Source organism: Streptomyces camponoticapitis (assembly GCF_014646115.1).
GTDB classification, from domain to species: Bacteria; Actinomycetota; Actinomycetes; order Streptomycetales; family Streptomycetaceae; genus Streptomyces; species Streptomyces camponoticapitis.
Map to the genome: position 1 here is coordinate 107,858 of NZ_BMMV01000019.1, position 16,768 is coordinate 124,625.

At 71.7% G+C, this 16,768-nt stretch carries 12 protein-coding genes and 1 pseudogene; 9 read left to right on the top strand and 4 right to left on the bottom strand.

Going from position 1 to position 16,768, the window contains the following annotated elements; genetic code table 11:
- Positions 1 to 8 precede the first annotated feature (8 nt).
- The 5 genes from IEY79_RS25970 (at position 9) to IEY79_RS25990 (ending at position 6,287) form a co-directional block, all read left to right on the top strand.
- Entirely contained in the window at positions 9 to 968 is a 960-nt protein-coding gene (locus tag IEY79_RS25970) for an ABC transporter permease (RefSeq protein WP_189110026.1), read from the top strand.
- Entirely contained in the window at positions 965 to 1,861 is an 897-nt protein-coding gene (locus IEY79_RS25975) for an ABC transporter permease (protein WP_189110027.1), read from the top strand. The genes IEY79_RS25970 and IEY79_RS25975 overlap by 4 nt, the downstream gene beginning before the upstream one ends.
- Positions 1,858 to 3,567: a dipeptide ABC transporter ATP-binding protein gene (locus tag IEY79_RS25980; RefSeq protein ID WP_189110028.1), complete on the top strand. Its 1,710-nt coding sequence runs from the start codon at positions 1,858 to 1,860 to the stop codon at positions 3,565 to 3,567. The genes IEY79_RS25975 and IEY79_RS25980 overlap by 4 nt, the downstream gene beginning before the upstream one ends.
- Positions 3,564 to 4,499: an ROK family protein gene (locus IEY79_RS25985; protein ID WP_189110029.1), complete on the top strand. Its 936-nt coding sequence runs from the start codon at positions 3,564 to 3,566 to the stop codon at positions 4,497 to 4,499. Before IEY79_RS25980 ends, IEY79_RS25985 begins: the two co-directional genes overlap by 4 nt.
- Positions 4,500 to 4,643: 144 nt before the next feature.
- Positions 4,644 to 6,287, top strand: a complete 1,644-nt coding sequence (locus IEY79_RS25990; RefSeq protein WP_189110030.1) for a DNA repair helicase XPB — start codon at positions 4,644 to 4,646, stop codon at positions 6,285 to 6,287.
- Here the strand turns inward: IEY79_RS25990 and IEY79_RS25995 are convergent.
- Both IEY79_RS25995 and IEY79_RS26000 read right to left on the bottom strand, forming a co-directional pair.
- Complete coding sequence (locus IEY79_RS25995) at positions 6,245 to 7,552, bottom strand: glycosyltransferase 87 family protein (RefSeq protein ID WP_229701122.1); 1,308 nt, start codon at positions 7,550 to 7,552, stop codon at positions 6,245 to 6,247. The two genes, IEY79_RS25990 and IEY79_RS25995, sit on opposite strands and share 43 nt — an antisense overlap.
- A gap of 110 nt (positions 7,553 to 7,662) precedes the next feature.
- Positions 7,663 to 7,872, bottom strand: coding sequence for a hypothetical protein (locus tag IEY79_RS26000; RefSeq protein ID WP_189110031.1), 210 nt, complete (start codon positions 7,870 to 7,872; stop codon positions 7,663 to 7,665).
- A 533-nt stretch (positions 7,873 to 8,405) separates the two neighbouring features.
- Here IEY79_RS26000 and IEY79_RS26005 point away from each other — a divergent pair.
- Both IEY79_RS26005 and IEY79_RS26010 read left to right on the top strand, forming a co-directional pair.
- A complete protein-coding gene (locus tag IEY79_RS26005) occupies positions 8,406 to 10,517 on the top strand; it encodes a HelD family protein (RefSeq protein ID WP_189110095.1) in 2,112 nt (703 codons plus the stop codon).
- A 14-nt stretch (positions 10,518 to 10,531) separates the two neighbouring features.
- Positions 10,532 to 11,251 (top strand): signal peptidase II, encoded by a 720-nt coding sequence (locus IEY79_RS26010; RefSeq protein ID WP_229701123.1) that lies wholly within the window; start codon positions 10,532 to 10,534, stop codon positions 11,249 to 11,251.
- An 89-nt stretch (positions 11,252 to 11,340) separates the two neighbouring features.
- On the opposite strand, the gene IEY79_RS26015 is transcribed toward IEY79_RS26010, so the two are convergent.
- Entirely contained in the window at positions 11,341 to 12,045 is a 705-nt protein-coding gene (locus IEY79_RS26015) for a copper homeostasis protein CutC (protein ID WP_189110032.1), read from the bottom strand.
- A 165-nt stretch (positions 12,046 to 12,210) separates the two neighbouring features.
- Entirely contained in the window at positions 12,211 to 13,221 is a 1,011-nt protein-coding gene (locus IEY79_RS26020) for a DUF8832 domain-containing protein (RefSeq protein ID WP_189110033.1), read from the bottom strand.
- 161 nt (positions 13,222 to 13,382) lie between these two features.
- Between IEY79_RS26020 and IEY79_RS26025 the strand changes: the two genes are divergently transcribed.
- Positions 13,383 to 15,704, top strand: a complete 2,322-nt coding sequence (locus tag IEY79_RS26025) for a heavy metal translocating P-type ATPase (RefSeq protein WP_189110034.1) — start codon at positions 13,383 to 13,385, stop codon at positions 15,702 to 15,704.
- A 188-nt stretch (positions 15,705 to 15,892) separates the two neighbouring features.
- Positions 15,893 to 16,765 (top strand): annotated as a pseudogene (locus IEY79_RS26030) (ThuA domain-containing protein); the annotation flags it as partial.
- Positions 16,766 to 16,768: the final 3 nt, after the last annotated feature.

Consider the following 16,768-nt stretch of genomic DNA (forward strand, 5'->3'; position numbering starts at 1 on the left):
GAAAGCACATGACCACTTCCACGTACCTGTTCCGACGGGCCCTCCAGGCCGTCGCGGTGATCGTCATCGTGACGATCGTGGTCTTCTGTCTGCTGCACGCCCTGCCCGGGGGTCCCGCTCGCGGGATCCTCGGCCCGCAGGCCACAGCGCAGCAGATCGCGTCCTTCAACCACGAGCAGGGCCTCGACCAGCCACTGCCCGTGCAGTACCTCTACTACCTGGGCCAACTGCTGCACGGCGACCTGGGAACCTCGTACACCCTCAATGAGCCGGTCTCCCAGCTCATCACCGAGCGGCTGCCCAAGACCCTGGTGCTCACCGCCCTTTCGGCGGTCGTCGGCCTCCTGCTGGCCGTCCCGCTGGGCATGTGGCAGGCCGTCCGGCGCAACAGGCCGGTCGACTACGTCATCACCACGCTGAGCTTCATCGCCTACTCCACGCCCGTGTACTTCCTCGGGCTGATCCTGGTGCTGGTGTTCAGCCAGGTGCTGCCGTGGTTCCCGTCGCAGGCCCCGCAGGGGGACACGCTCGCCCAGGTGTTCGCCGATCCGCAGGCGCTGGTGCTGCCGGTCGTCGCCGGTGCCGCCTCGATGATCGCGGTCTTCAGCCGCTACATGCGGGCGGCCACCCTGGAGAACCTGTCCGAGGACTACGTCAGGACGGCGCGGGCCGGCGGCTCCCGCTCCCGCGCCATCCTGTGGCGGCATGTGTTCCGCAACTCGCTGACGCCGGTGATCGCCATGCTCGGCTATTACGTGCCGGTGCTGTTCGGCGGCGCCCTGGTGGTCGAACAGCTCTTCAACTACCCCGGCATGGGCCTGCTCTTCTGGACCGCAGCGCAGTCCTCCGACTACCCGGTGCTGCTGGGCTGTGTGCTGGTCATCGCGATCGCCACCGTGGTCGGCACGCTGCTCGCCGACATCGTCCAGCGGCTCATCGACCCCCGAGTGAAGGCAGGCCGGGCATGAGCGCCCTCATCCAGCCGGAGATGCCCGGCAAGGCCACCGCGGCCACCGCGGCGTCCGGTTCCCGGCTCGCCGTCCGGCGCTTCCTGCGCAACCGGCTCGCCGTGGTCGGGCTCGGCGTCGTGGTCTTCTTCTTCCTGTTCTGCTTCGTCGGTCCGCTGGTGTACTCCACCGACCAGACCCACACGATGCTCGAACAGGTCAACCTCGCCCCCAGCGGATCGCACTGGCTCGGCACCGACGCGGTCGGCCACGACGAACTTGGCCGGCTGATGTACGGCGGCAAGGTGTCGCTGATCGTCGGCCTCGCCGCGGGCATCCTGGCGACCGTGATCGGCACCCTGTGGGGCGCCGCCGCCGGCTACGCGGGCGGCTGGATCGACGCGGTGATGATGCGGATCGTGGACGCGGGGATCGCCATCCCGGCGCTCTTCATCCTGCTGGTGGTCTCCGCCATCACCACCCCGGGCGCGACCGGACTGATCGTCATCCTGGGCGTCGTCTCCTGGCTGATGCCGTCCCGGCTGATCAGGGCCGAGACGCTCACCCTGAAGAACCGCGACTACGTCCTGACCCTGCGGGCCATTGGCGGAACGCACGCCCGGGCGATCATCCGGCACATCCTGCCGAACTCGGTCTCGACCATCATCGTCGCGGCCACCTTCCAGATCGCCGACGCCATCCTGCTGGTCGCGTACGTCTCCTACCTGGGCCTGGGCGTCCAGCCGCCGGCCACCGACTGGGGCGGCATGCTGACGGCCGGTCTCACCGCCGCGTACTCCGGCTACTGGTGGCTCATCCTGCCGCCGGGCCTCGCCATCATCCTGGTGGTGTGGGCGTTCAACGCGATCGGGGACGGACTCCGCGACGCATTCGACGTGAGGGGACGCGGATGACCGCCGCCCAGGGCTCCGCCGCCCCGCAGGCCGGGCCGATTCTCGAACTCGACGACCTCGGCGTCGTCTTCACCACCGAGACCGGCGACGTGCCGGCCGTACGGGGCATCTCCCTGCACGTACGGCCGGGCGAGACGCTCGCCCTGGTCGGCGAGTCGGGTTCCGGCAAGTCCACCATCGCGCTGGCCGCGATGGGCCTGCTGGACGGCAACGCCCGTGCCACCGGCAGTGCCACCATCGCCGGCCATCAGATGGTCGGCGCCCGTGAGGCCGATCTCGCCGCGCTGCGCGGCCGGACCGTCGCCATGGTGTTCCAGGAGCCGGCCACCGCGCTGGACCCGCTGACCCGGATCGGCAAGCAGATCGCCGAGGTGATCCGCAACCACCGCGAGATGTCCGCCAAGGACGCCGCCGCCGAGGCCGTCGGACTCCTCCGCAAGGTCGGCATCCCCGAGCCGGAGAAGCGGGCCGGCGCCTACCCCTTCCAGCTCTCCGGCGGGCAGCGCCAGCGCGTGGTCATCGCCATGGCCATCGCGAACGACCCCACCCTGCTGATCGCCGACGAGCCGACCACCGCGCTGGACGTCACGGTGCAGGCCGAGATCCTCGACCTGCTGCGCCGCCTCGCCGTCGAGACCGGCACCGGTGTCCTGCTGGTCACCCACAACATGGGCGTGGTCGCGGACTTCGCCGACCGGGTCGCCGTGATGTACGACGGCGAGATCGTGGAGACCGGTCCGGTCGAGGACGTGCTGCTCCGCCCGTCCCACGACTACACCAAGCGGCTGCTGGCCGCGGTACCGCGGCTGTCGGTCGCCGAGGCGGGCCCGCCCGTACCGTCGCCGGCCGCCGCCCGCCCGGACACCGAGCCGGTCGTCGAACTCCGAGACGTCTCTGTGGTGTTCGGCCGCGGCAAGGGTGCCGTACGGGCCCTGGACGAGGTGTCGCTCACCGTCCACGCCGGGGAAACCCTGGGCCTGGTGGGCGAGTCGGGCTCCGGCAAGTCCACCGCCTCCCGGGTCGCGCTCGGTCTGATCCGGCCGGACTCCGGCACCGCCTCGCTGTTCGGCTCCGACCTGGCGCGCACCCGGGCCCGGGCCCGGCGGGCGCTGCGGGCCGGTGTCGGCGTGGTACTCCAGGACCCGGTGGCCTCGCTGGATGCCCGGATGACGGTCGGCGAGTGCGTCGCCGAGCCGCTCAGGGTGCACGGCCGCGGGCTCACCGCCAGGGACCGCCAGGCCAAGGTCGCCGCCGTCCTCGAACGGGTCCGGCTGTCGCCCGATCTCGCCCGGCGTGCCCCCCGGGAGCTGTCCGGCGGTCAGCGCCAGCGGGTCAGCCTGGCCCGCGCCCTGGTCCTGGAGCCGCGGCTGCTGGTCGCCGACGAGCCCACCAGCGCGCTCGACGTGAGCGTGCAGGAGGCGGTGCTCGAAGTGATCTCCGAACTCCAGGACGAGCTGGGCTTCGCCTGCCTCTTCGTCTCCCACGACCTCGCCGTCGTCCAGCACTTCGCCCAGCGCGTCGTGGTGATGCGGGCCGGCCGGATCGAGGAACAGGGCGCCACCGGCGCGACCCTGCTGCACCCCGAGACCGACTACACCCGCCGGTTGCTGGCCGCCGTGCCGGTGCCCGACCCGGTGATCCAACGCGGCCGCAGAGCCGAACGCCTTGCCACCCTCGCGGCCGGCCGGACGGAGGCCCAGGCGTGAGCTCCCACGACCGTACGCTCTTCGCCGGCGTGGACATCGGCGGCACCACCACCCAAGTGGTGCTCTGCGCCGAGGACTTGACCGTGCTGGACCGCGCCGAGGTGGCGACCCCGGCGACCGACGGCGGCCAGGCCATGATCGGCGCGGCCATGGGCGCGCTGGCCCCGCTGCTGAAGCGCACCCCCGGCCGCCTCGCCGGCGGCGGGGTGGGCGCGGCCGGGGTGGTGGACTCCGCCACCGGCCGCATCCTGGTGGCCAGCGACTCCTTCACCGGCTGGGCCGGCTTCCCGGTGACCGACGCCGTCGAGAAGGCGCTGGGCGTCCCGGCCTTCCTGGACAACGACGTCAACGCCTTCCTCCACGGGGAGGTGTCCGGCGGCGCCGTACGCGGCGAGTCGGACGTCCTCGGGATGACCCTGGGCACCGGGGTCGGCGGCGCGCTGTGGACCGGCGGCGCCCTGTTCACCGGGCCGCACGGCGCGGCCGGCGAGATCGGGCACATCCCCGGCTTCGGCGATCTGCTCTGCTCCTGCGGCGGCCGGGGCCATCTGGAGACCCTGGCCTCCGGCCGTTCCATCGGCGCTCGTTACGCGGAGCGCACCGGCCGCCGGCTGACCGCCCGCGAGGTCGCCGAGGCCGCCGGCCACGGTGACCAGGACGCCCTCGCGGTGTACCGGGCCGCCGCTGCCGGGATCGCCCGGGCGATCGTCATGACGGCGGGCGTCGTGGACATCACCACGGTGGTGGTCGGCGGCGGGGTGAGCGGCGCCTGGCCCCTGCTGGAACCCCTCATCCTGGCGTCGCTGGCCGCCGACCCGCCGGTCAGCGGCCACCCGGTCCGGCTGGTCAGGGCGGCCCTGGCCGCGGACGCGGTCCCGGTCGGCGCGGCGGCCCGCGCCCGGCGGGAGCTGACGGCGAAGGTCGGGGGCTGAGAAGGCCCGGCACCGTCCGTGCGGTCGGGGCCCGCCGGGCGCGGGCCCCGGCCCGCCCGCGTCCGCGCCGAAACCCGCGGCGATGCGCGACACTGGACGTTTGGTCGCGTGTCGTGGCCGTACGAAGGACGAAAGGGCGCAGCTGTGAATGGACCTCTCATCGTCCAGAGCGACAAGACGTTGCTGCTGGAGGTGGACCACGACCAGGCCGACGCCTGCCGTCGTGCCATCGCGCCCTTCGCCGAGCTGGAGCGCGCGCCCGAGCACATCCATACGTACCGGCTGACCCCGCTCGGGCTGTGGAACGCCCGTGCCGCCGGGCACGACGCCGAGCAGGTCATCGACGCGCTGGTGGCGTACTCGCGCTATCCCGTGCCGCACGCGCTGCTCGTGGACGTCGCCGAGACCATGGCCAGGTACGGGCGGCTCACGCTCTCCAAGCACCCCACCCACGGGCTCGTGCTGACCAGCACCGACCGTCCGGTGCTTGAGGAGATCCTGCGGTCGAAGAAGGTCCAGCCGCTGGTCGGGGCGCGGATCGATCCGGACACCGTCGTCGTGCACCCCTCGGAGCGCGGGCAGATCAAGCAGACGCTGCTGAAGCTGGGCTGGCCGGCCGAGGACCTGGCCGGATACGTGGACGGCGAGGCGCACGCCATCGAGCTGGACGAGCGGGAGTGGTCCCTGCGCCCGTACCAGAAGCAGGCCGTCGAGGGCTTCTGGCACGGCGGGTCCGGGGTCGTCGTGCTGCCGTGCGGCGCGGGCAAGACGCTCGTCGGCGCGGGCGCGATGGCCCAGGCCAAGGCGACGACGCTGATCCTCGTCACGAACACCGTCTCCGCCCGGCAGTGGAAGCACGAGCTGATCAGGCGGACGTCGCTGACCGAGGAGGAGATCGGCGAGTACAGCGGTACGCGCAAGGAGATCCGCCCGGTCACGATCGCCACGTACCAGGTGCTCACGGTCCGCCGTAAGGGCGTGTATCCGCATCTGGAGCTCTTCGACTCGCGCGACTGGGGCCTGATCGTCTACGACGAGGTGCATCTGCTGCCCGCGCCGGTCTTCAAGTTCACCGCCGATCTCCAGGCGCGGCGCCGGCTGGGGCTGACGGCCACGCTCGTACGGGAGGACGGCCGCGAGTCGGACGTCTTCTCGCTCATCGGGCCCAAGCGCTTCGACGCGCCGTGGAAGGAGATCGAGGCGCAGGGGTACATCGCGCCCGCCGACTGTGTCGAGGTACGGGTCAATCTCACCGACAGCGAGCGCCTGGCGTACGCGACAGCCGAGCAGGAGGAGAAGTATCGCTTCTGCGCGACGACGGCGACGAAGCGCAAGGTGACGGAGGCGCTGGTCCGCAAGCACAAGGGCGAGCAGACGCTGGTCATCGGCCAGTACATCGACCAGCTGGACGAGCTGGGCGAGCATCTGGACGCTCCGGTGATCAAGGGCGAGACCAGCAACGCGCAGCGGGAGAAGCTGTTCGAGGCGTTCCGGCAGGGCGAGATCTCGGTGCTCGTCGTGTCGAAGGTCGCGAACTTCTCGATCGATCTGCCGGAGGCGACGGTCGCGATCCAGGTGTCCGGCACGTTCGGCTCCCGGCAGGAGGAGGCCCAGCGGCTGGGCCGGGTGCTCCGCCCGAAGGCGGACGGCCACGAGGCCCGCTTCTACTCGGTGGTCGCCCGCGACACGATCGACCAGGACTTCGCGGCGCACCGCCAGCGCTTCCTCGCCGAGCAGGGGTACGCCTACCGCATCGTGGACGCCGACGAGTTGCTGGCCGGCAGCTGAGTCGCGGCGGGTTGGCGGCCCGCCCCGGCGGCCCGGCGGGGCGCGCCTGCCCCGAGCCGCGGCACACTCGCGGGCGGCGGCCACTGGCCGGCCGCACGGCGGCAGCGCCACCCCGCGTACCCGAGGAGCACGAGCGCCAGCACCGCGTACGGCGACGCCAAAAGCTGCTGCCACCAGGCCAGTTGAAGCTCCGCCCCACCCTCGTGCGGGACGAGCCGGAACGTCCGCGCGGCGAAGACCAGCGCGACCGCCGACGCCGCACGCCAACGGCCCTCCGCGAGCAGGACCGCCAGCAGCGGCACGCACCACACCCAGTGGTGGGACCAGCTGACGGGCGAGACGAGCAGCGCCGTCAGCGCGGTGACGAGCACGCCCCACGTTTCGAGCCCCGCCCGTACGACGACTCCGCGCGCCACCCACAGGCCGGCGAAGGTCGTGACGACGCAGGCGGCCGCCCAGCCGACGCCCGGCTCGGTGGTGTGCAGGGCACGGGCGAACAGCCCTTGCAGCGACTGGTTGTCCGCCGCCCACCCCTCGCCCAGGCGGCCGGTCTCGAACACCCGCAGCGTCCAGAAGTCGAGGCTGGCCTGTGGGAGTACGAGCGCGCCGAGCAGCATCGTGCCGATGAGCGACGCGAGGGCGGTGAGCCCCGCGCGTACGGACTCGGCCCGGCCCGTGAGCAGCAGATAGGCGATGAAGAGAGCCGGGGTCAGCTCGACGCCCGCCGCGATCCCGAGGGCGAAGCCCTTGCCGAGGGCGTGGTCGGGCCTGGTCAGGTCCCAGAGGACGAGGCAGGTCAGCGCGAGGCTGATCTCTCCGAAGAGGAGGGTCCGCAGGACGGGTTCGAGCCACAGCCCGAGGGCGACGAGCACGGGGATGCCCAGCAGGACGGGAGCCAGTGCGACCGCGGGAAGGGGCGGGGGGACGGGGGTGACGGATGGCGAGGCGTGAGGGAGCCGCCCGGCGAACCGCCAGGACAGCCGGACAAGGAAAGCGAGAAGCAGCACGTTGCCCACGGCGACAACGGCGTTGAGCGTGACGGCGGGCAGCCAGGTGGCCGGGACGAACAGGATGGCGGCGAACGGAGGAGAGGTGGCGGGCGGGCGCCACTCGGTGACCACGAAGCGGTCGACGACAGGAAGCGGCTCGGCGAACCGGTCGAAATAGGCCGGGCAGAACGCGGCAAGTGAAGCAAGCGCGGTCAGCGACAGGGCGAGTGCGCCAACTGCGAGAAGTGACCGGACAGTCACGGTCGGGTACGTCACGGCCGCGACATTAGTCGATCGGGACCCCGGGAAGACGTTGACGGCGGTGTCGGTCGAAGGACAGGCGACGACAAGGGCGGTACCGGATCAGCAGCGCGGGCGGTGAAGGCTCAGCGCAATATGCCCGCCTCCTCCCCGTACTCCCCGAGCACGGCCACGCTGAACGCGGCCGTCACGAACACCTTGACCGCACGAAGCGCGTCGCCCACCCGATGCGGGGCGTGCGGGCCGGAGTGGGGGGCGGAACCGAGCGCCGTCGCCCCGCTGTGCGGGGGGCCGACGTGCACGGGCTGGATGTGGTTGAAGGTCGCTGTACTCATACTTCAATGGTGCTTCTCCGCCGGCCGAAACACATCGCTCTGCGGAGGGAAACGAGAATGCCCCGCCGTACGCCTCCAGAGATACGGCATCCCCTACGGGGACTACACCCCCGCCCCTGACGTCCACCAGGGACGTACGGGGACGACGGCCGGGCGTAAAAACCCGTTCGCCCCGCCGTCGCCCGATGACTACACTCTCCCTCTTCTCCCGCCTCCCTCCGAGGAGCGCCGCTGTCCGGTCGGAAACCGGGCGGCTGCCCTGACGTGATCCACCGCCGACGCTCGCCGCCACCCCGCCCCCACCGGGTCGCGGCCCGTCGGCCTGCGTACATTCCGGAGGCACCACCGTGTCCGCGCACGACCCCGCACCGACCCAGTCGAACCCCGGCACAGACAGCAGAGACAGCAGCACGGAAACCGGCAGGGAAACCGGCAGGGAAACCGGCCCTCGCACCGGCCCGGACACCGCCGCCGATCCGCTCCTCACCCGCGAACGCGCCCACCTCAGCGCCTCCCGCGCCGCCCTCCGCTCCATGCGCGAGGACGTCCAGGCCCTCGACATCCGCGACGTGACGGCGAACTGGGTCAACGCCGCCGTCCTCGAAGCGCAGATCGAGGACCGCATCAAGGCGCTCGCCGACCTCTCCCACACCCCGCTCTTCTTCGGCCGCCTCGACTATCTGCACGCGGTCGGCGCCGACGAGGCCGAGGGCGCCGAGGGCGAGCGCTTCTACATCGGCCGCCGGCACGTCCACGACGCCGACGGCGATCCGATGGTCATCGACTGGCGCGCGCCCGTCTCGCAGCCCTTCTACCAGGCCTCCAAGAAGAACCCGCTGGACGTCGGCCTGCGCCGCCGCTTCGGTTACACGGCCGGCGAACTGACCGCGTACGAGGACGAACACCTCTCCGACCCGACCGAGACGGCCCAGTCCAGCAAGCTGCTCCAGGCCGAGATCGAGCGCCCGCGCGTCGGCCCCATGCGGGACATCGTCGCCACGATCCAGCCCGAGCAGGACGAGATCGTCCGGTCCGGGCTCGGCGGCTCCGTCTGTGTGCAGGGCGGTCCCGGCACCGGGAAGACGGCGGTCGGCCTGCACCGGGTGGCGTATCTGCTGTACGCGCACCGCGACCGGCTGGCCCGTACCGGCACGCTCGTCATCGGACCGAACGCCTCCTTCCTCCACTACATCGAGCAAGTGCTGCCCGCGCTGGGCGAGTTGGAGGTCAAACAGGCGACCGTCGACGAGCTGGTGGCGTCCGGGCCCGGCCAGGTGCGGGTGCGGGGCGTGGACAGCGCGGCCACGGCCGTCGTCAAGGGGGACGCCCGCATGGCGCAGGTGCTGCGCCGGGCGGTCCGCTCGCACGTCACGCTGCCGACGGAGCCGGTCATGGTGGTGCGCGGCTCCCGGCGCTGGCGGGTTCCGGCGTACGAACTCGAAGAGCTGGTACGGGAGTTGCTGGACCGCGACATCCGCTACGGCGCCGCGCACGACGCCCTCCCCCAGCGCATCGCGCACGCCGTGCTCGTCCAGATGGAGAGATCCGGCGAGGCACCCGACGACCGCGTGCAGGACGCGGTGGCCCGTAACCCCGCCGTGAAGGCCGCCGTCAAGGCGGTGTGGCCCGCCGTCGACCCGGCCAAGCTGGTGCTGCGGCTGCTCTCCGACGCGGACTTCCTCGCCGAGCACGCGGAGGGGCTGCTGACGGCAGAGGAGCAGAAGGCGCTGCTGTGGGAGAAGCCGCCGCGCAGCCTGAAGACGGCGAAGTGGTCGTCGGCGGACGCGGTGCTGATCGACGAGGCGAACGACCTGGTGTCCCGTACGCACTCGCTCGGCCATGTCGTACTGGACGAGGCGCAGGACCTGTCACCGATGCAGTACCGCGCGGTGGGCCGGCGCTGCTCGACCGGTTCGGCGACGGTGCTCGGGGACCTCGCGCAGGGCACCACGCCCTGGGCGACGGCGAGTTGGGCGGAGGCGCTGGCGCATCTGGGCAAGCCGGACGCGGTGGTCGAGGAGCTGACGGCCGGTTTCCGCGTACCGCGCGAGGTGATCGCCTACGCGTCGCGCCTGCTCCCCGCGATCTCGCCGGGGCTGACGGAGGTGGCGTCGGTCCGTGAGTCGCCGGGCTCACTGGAGGTACGAGCGGTGGATGCGGCGGGCACCCCGGTCGCGAGCCCGTCGGCCACGGACACAACGGACACCACGCACACAGGCACTCCGCACACGGGCGCACCGGACACGCGCGCACCGGACACGCGCGCACTGGACGCGGCGGTCGTCGCGGCCTGCGTGGAGTCGCTGCGCCACGAGGGCTCGATCGGCCTGATCGCGGCGGACGCCCGTATCCCGGCGCTGGCGGCCGCGCTCTCGGCGGCCGACCTGCCGTATCTGGCCCCGGGCGAGGAGACGACGGCGGCCTCCCGCCTCACCCTGGTCCCCGCGTCGCTGGCGAAGGGCCTTGAGTACGACTACGTGGTCCTGGACGAGCCGTCGGCCGTGGTCGCGGGCGAGCCCGACGACCGCACGGGCCTGCGCCGGTTGTACGTGGCGCTGACCCGAGCGGTGTCGGGCCTGATCGTGGTCCACGGCTCCCCGCTGCCGGACGAACTCGACACACCCTGGGCGGGGTCCGCCGGGTAGGCGACACTGTGCGAGTGAACTCGAACGATGAGCCCGAGGCGGAGACGGTGTCGGATACGGGGGAGGTGCCCGGCAGAGCGGCGGGCGGCGTGACCGGTACGGACAGTGCGAGCGGTGCGGACGGTGCCGGCCGTACGGACGGTGCGGGCACCCCCGCCCCCGCCGCCGCCACCACCCGCCGGCTGTTCTGGTCGGCCCTCGCCGTCGCCCTCGCGCTCCTGCTCGTCGACCAGGGCACCAAGTGGTGGGCGGTCAGCGCGCTGGGCGACTCCGAGACGATCCCCGTCATCGGCGACACCATCCGTTTCCTGCTCGTCTACAACCCGGGCGCCGCCTTCTCCATGGGCACCGGCGTGACCTGGATCTTCACGGTCTTCGCCGGCGCCGCCGTGGTGGCCATCGGCTGGTACGCGTGGCGCGTGCGCTCCGTCCCGTGGACGTACGCGCTCGGTCTGCTCCTCGGCGGCGCCACGTCCCACTTCGGCGACCGCCTCTTCCGCGATCCCGCCTTCGGGCGCGGGCACGTGGTGGACTTCATCGACTACGCGGGCTTCTTCGTCGGGAACGTCGCCGACATCGGGATCTTCGCGGGCGCGGTGACGATCGTGGTGCTCTCGTTCAAGGGCATAGAGGCGGTCGATCCCGCGCGGCCGACCGAACCGGCCGGCGAAGCGACCACCGAGCCCGCCACCGCGCCCGCCACCGAACCGGCAGCCGACAGACCGGCGGAGTGACCCCCGGGTCGCGGGTGGCGCGGGCGGGCCCGCCCTGTGATCGAGGACGGACCACGCGCCCGTGACGGACCACCGCCCCGCGAGGCGCCCTACGCGTCGATCGCCTCGCGCCACTCCCGTACCGTCGCCTCGTCCACCGGCGCGCCCCAGCCGTTCGGCCGCGCCGCGCCCCCGATGTGGAACGCGTTCAGGCCGCCCGCGCGGAGCTCCGGCAGATGGTCGAGCCGCAGGCCGCCGCCGACGAGGAGCTCGGGGCCGTAACCCGGTTCGCCCTCGACGGCCGAGGCCGCCTCCGCCAGCAGGACCGCGATACCGGCGTCGACCCCGCTCGCCGAACCCGCGGTCAGATACGTGTCCAGGCCGGGCAGGTCCGCGAGCTGCCTGCGCAGCGCGTCGCGGTCGGACGCGCGGTCGATCGCCCGGTGGAAGGTCCAGCGGCAGGGGTCCAGCTCCGCGACCAGCCGCTCCACGGTCACGAGGTCCGGGTTGCCCGCGATGTCGAGGAAGCCGAGCACGAACTCGTCCGCGCCCTCGATCCGCAGCGCGCCCACCGCGTCCACCAGCGCGTCCACCTCTTCCGGCGAGCCCGCCGAGAACCCGTCCTGGAGTCTGAGCATCACGCGCAGCGGGATGTCGACGGAGGCGCGGATCTTGGCAAAGGTCTCGACCGCCGGGGTGAGGCCGTCCGCCGCCATGTCCGTGACCAGCTCAAGGCGGTCCGCCCCGCCGGCTTGGGCCGCGACTGCGTCCTCGGCGTCGAGAGCGATCACCTCCAGGACTGCGCGCTTGCTCATGGGAACCCATTCCGTTCGGGAGGCTGGTGTGGGGGTGGCAAGCCGGGCCGGACGTGGGGCGACCGGTCGGCACTCGACCCGCTACAGGTGCTACAGGTCTAGTCCAATAGCCAGCCTACGATGCCGCGCCCCGCGTCCGCATCACCAAACCTCCAGCACACCACATCAGTGGCCCCCGGTCCGTACCGTGAACGCCGCGGTCCGGACTTTCCCCTCGTGCCGGAAGTCGAAGAACAGCCGGTACGCGCCGTCGCTCGGCGCGGTCGCCCCGAAGGACACCCTCGCGCCCGACCGGCCGTCCGGGTGGACGTGCAGATAGGCGAGGTCTCCGGCGCGCAGGGCGACGAGATGGCCGTACGCGCCCAGGTAGGGCTGGAGGTTGGTGACGGGCTCGCCGTTCTTGCTGACCGTCAGCCTGAGGTCGCTCGCCCTGCCGGGGGTCAGCACGCCGTCGAGTGCGACCCGGTAGCCGTCGACCTCGGCGGTGGCGCGGACGGGCGGGAGGTCCGACGGCTTGTACGGCCCCGATACGGCGAGGTCCGCGCCGAGTGTGAGGTTCGTCGCGACAGCCGCGTGCCCGCCGCCACCGTGAGCCCCACCCTCCTCGGTGGCCTCACCCTCCCCGTGAGCCTCACCCTTCTCATCGGTCCTGCCCCCCTCATCAGCCCCGCCGGGCGTGAAGTCGGCGAAGACGCGGTAGTCGCCCGCCTTGGGCAGTTCGACGGGGATGGACCAGACGCCGTCGGCCGCGCGCGCCGGGTGCAGATGACGGAAGACCGTCAGATCGCGCGAGGCGACGATGAAGTGCAGCTCCTTCTCGTGCTCGCGCTTGTACGAGGTGAGATTGCGGTCGTGCCCGTCCTTGATCGAGAACGTCAGTTCCGTACGCGCCCCTGCCGCGATCGCGGTCCTTCCGAGGGCGAGGCGGTAACCGCCGTCCGAGATCTGGAGCCCCCCGGCGGCCGGCTTCGCCGCGCCATCACCCCCACCGCCGCCCTCCTTCCCCGTGTCCGGCCCCGCCCCCGCCGCGTGTTCCTTCTCGTGCTTCGCGGGCGGCGGCTTCTCGGCGACGACGGGGTCCGTCCCCGTCCCCACGCCGTACGCGATGCCGAACGTCGCGGCGAGCGCGGCGGCGTACGCGGTGATCCTGACTCCGGTGTTCGCGTTGATGTCCATGGTTCGAAGATACCCCCAGGGGGTATAAAGTCAAGCGAGGAACTACCCTTGCCCCAGATAGGGGCGAGGGGTATACCTGGACCAGGAGGCAGATACCCCATGGGGGTATTTCCCCGGGTATGCGGACGCGATACGCCCGACACAGAGGAGACTGGCGAGTCATGAGCACCACACCGGCCACCGACACAACCGCCGGCGCCCCCGGCGCCCCGGCCCCCGCCAAGGTCGACGTCGAGCTCGCCATCGGTGGCATGACCTGCGCCTCGTGCGCGGCCCGTATCGAGAAGAAGCTGAACCGCATGGACGGCGTCGAGGCGACCGTCAACTACGCGACGGAGAAGGCCAAGGTCAGCTACGCGGAGGGCGATCTCTCCGTACGTGACCTGATCGCCACCGTCGAGGCCACCGGCTACACCGCGGCCGAGCCACCCCCGCCCCAACCGCCCCGGGGCGCCCCGGACACCCAGGGCGCGGGGGAGCGGGACCGCGCGCGGAAGGACGACGAACTGCGGCCCCTGCGCGAGCGGTTGATCACGGCCGTCGTCCTCTCCGTCCCCGTCGTCGCGATGGCGATGGTCCCGGCCTTCCAGTTCGAGTTCTGGCAGTGGCTGTCGCTGACGCTGGCCGCCCCGGTCGTGACGTACGCGGCCTGGCCGTTCCACCGTGCCGCGTGGACCAACGCCAAGCACGGCGCGGCGACGATGGACACGCTCATCTCGGTCGGTACGTCCGCCGCCTTCCTCTGGTCGCTGTGGGCGCTGTTCTTCGGTACGGCGGGCATGCCCGGGATGACGCACCCCTTCGAGCTGACGATCGAGCGCGGCGACGGCGCCGGGAACATCTATCTCGAAGCGGCGGCAGGCGTCACCGCGTTCATCCTGGCCGGCCGGTACTTCGAGGCCCGCGCCAAGCGCAAGGCGGGCGCGGCGCTCAAGGCCCTGATGGAGCTGGGCGCGAAGGAGGTCACCGTCCTGCGCGACGGGCGTGAGGTGACGGTGCCCACCGGGGAGCTGGCGGTCGGGGACCGGTTCGTCGTACGGCCCGGGGAGAAGATCGCCACCGACGGCACCGTCGCCGAAGGCACCTCCGCCGTCGACGCGTCCATGCTCACCGGCGAATCCGTCCCGGTCGAGGTCGGACCCGGCGACACCGTCACCGGCGCCACGCTCAACGCCGGTGGCCGCCTCGTCGTGACCGCCACCCGTATCGGCGCCGACACCCAGCTCGCCCGTATGGCACGGATGGTCGAGGACGCGCAGAACGGCAAAGCCGCGGCCCAGCGCCTCGCGGACCGTATCTCCGCCGTCTTCGTGCCGGTCGTCATCGCGCTCGCGCTCGGCACGCTCGGCTTCTGGCTGGGCAACGGAGCGGGACTGACGGCCGCGTTCACGGCCGCCGTCGCCGTACTGATCATCGCCTGCCCCTGCGCCCTCGGGCTCGCGACTCCGACCGCCCTCATGGTGGGTACGGGGCGTGGTGCCCAGCTCGGCATCCTCATCAAGGGCCCCGAAGTCCTGGAATCCACCCGTACGGTCGACACGATCGTCCTCGACAAGACCGGTACCGTCACCACCGGCCGGATGGCCCTCCTCGCCGGCCACCCCGCACCGGGCACGGACGAGACCGAACTCCTGCGCCTGGCCGGTGCCCTGGAGCACGCCTCCGAGCACCCCATCGCCCGTGCGATCGCGGCCGGAGCCACCGACCGCACCGGCCCCCTCCCCACCCCCGAGGACTTCGCCAACGTCCCCGGCCTGGGGGTCCAGGGCATCGTGGAGGGCCACGCCGTCCTCGTCGGCCGGGCCAAGCTCCTCGCCGAGTGGGAGATCCACCTCCCCGAGGACCTGGCGGCCAGGAAGCAGACCGCCGAGGCAGCGGGCCGTACCGTCGTCGCGGTCGCCTGGGACGGGGAGGCACGAGGCATCCTCGAAGTCGCCGACGCCGTGAAGGACACCAGCGCCGAGGCGATCCGCCGGCTGCGGGCCCTCGGCCTGACCCCCGTCCTGCTCACCGGCGACAACACCACCGTCGCCGAGACGGTGGCCAAGGAGGTCGGGATCGACGCGGACCAGGTCATCGCGGAGGTCATGCCCGAGGACAAGGTCGACGTCGTCAAGCGCCTCCAGGCGGAGGGCAGGTCGGTCGCGATGGTCGGTGACGGCGTCAACGACGCCGCCGCACTCGCCCAGGCCGACCTCGGTCTCGCCATGGGCACCGGCACGGACGCCGCCATCGAAGCCGGTGACCTCACCCTCGTCACGGGCGACCTGCGTGCCGCCGCCGACGCCATCCGGCTCTCCCGCCGAACCCTCGGCACCATCAAGGGCAACCTCTTCTGGGCCTTCGGCTACAACGTCGCCGCGCTCCCGCTCGCGGCGGCCGGGCTCCTCAACCCGATGATCGCGGGCGCGGCCATGGCGTTCTCGTCGGTCTTCGTCGTCGGCAACTCCCTGCGGCTGCGGGGCTTCAAGGCAACCGGCTGAGCGGTGGGAAGGGCACGAACGGTCGGGACGGCTGGTCCAGACCAAAGTCTTGACAGGCTGGCGCTTCACTTCTTAGATCAGAAGAGGTGAAGCGCTTTCTGTCGTTGCAGGCTCCGCTTTTCCCGCGCTTCTCCCCCGCTCGCCCCGCTCCGCCCCAGCCCCGCCCGATCCACCTGTCTGTCATATACATGACAGTCCCCCACTCAGGAAGGGATCGTCACGTGCCCACCAAGACACGTCTCGCCCAAGGCCCGCTCCGCCTGTTCCTGCTGCTCGCCGTCCTCCTCGGCCTGGCCGCCGTACCCGCCACCGGCCCCGCGGCCTCGGCGGCCCCCGCGGCCAAGAAGGCCGCGGACTTCAAGGTCCTCGGCTTCTACAGCGGCACCTGGGACGCGGCGCACATCAACTTCGTCCAAGAGGCGAACAAGTGGTTCCCGCAGACCGCCGCGGCGAACAACTTCACGTACGAGTCGACCAACAACTGGAACCGTTTGACCGGCAGCGGTCTCCAGGGCGTGGACGTCGTCCTGTTCCTCGACGACCTGCCGCAGAGCGCGGCCCAGCGATCGGGCTTCGAGCAGTACATGCGCAACGGCGGAGGCTGGATGGGCTTCCACGTCGCGGCCTTCACGACCGGCGCCTCGTCGTGGCCCTGGTACCACAACACCTTCCTCGGCAGCGGCAACTTCAAGTCCAACACCTGGGGCCCGACCACCGCCAAGCTGAAGACCGAGAACACCTCGCACCCGGCGCTCGCGGGCATCCCGTCGACCTTCACCTCGTCGGTCAGCGAGTGGTACAGCTGGTCCAACAACCTCCGGTCGAACCCGAACATCAAGGTGCTTGCCTCGGTCGACCAGTCGAGCTTCCCGCTCGGTACGGACCCCAACCAGTCCTGGTACAGCGGTGACTACCCGATCCTCTGGACCAACAGCGGCTACAAGATGCTGTACGCGAACTTCGGCCACAACGCCATGGACTACAACACCAACACGGGCCTGTCGTCCACGTTCGACAGCGCGACGCAGAACCGCTTCGTGATCAATGGTCTGAAGTGGCTGGCC

Bases quoted from the DNA above. Each gene is read 5' to 3' on its own strand.
- IEY79_RS26020 (WP_189110033.1), bottom strand. From the start codon at position 13,221: ATGGACATCAACGCGAACACCGGAGTCAGGATCACCGCGTACGCCGCC.
- IEY79_RS26000 (WP_189110031.1), bottom strand. From the start codon at position 7,872: ATGAGTACAGCGACCTTCAACCACATCCAGCCCGTGCACGTCGGCCCC.
- IEY79_RS26015 (WP_189110032.1), bottom strand. From the start codon at position 12,045: ATGAGCAAGCGCGCAGTCCTGGAGGTGATCGCTCTCGACGCCGAGGAC.
- IEY79_RS25980 (WP_189110028.1), top strand. From the start codon at position 1,858: ATGACCGCCGCCCAGGGCTCCGCCGCCCCGCAGGCCGGGCCGATTCTC.
- IEY79_RS25970 (WP_189110026.1), top strand. From the start codon at position 9: ATGACCACTTCCACGTACCTGTTCCGACGGGCCCTCCAGGCCGTCGCG.
- IEY79_RS25975 (WP_189110027.1), top strand. From the start codon at position 965: ATGAGCGCCCTCATCCAGCCGGAGATGCCCGGCAAGGCCACCGCGGCC.
- IEY79_RS26025 (WP_189110034.1), top strand. From the start codon at position 13,383: ATGAGCACCACACCGGCCACCGACACAACCGCCGGCGCCCCCGGCGCC.
- IEY79_RS26005 (WP_189110095.1), top strand. From the start codon at position 8,406: ATGCGCGAGGACGTCCAGGCCCTCGACATCCGCGACGTGACGGCGAAC.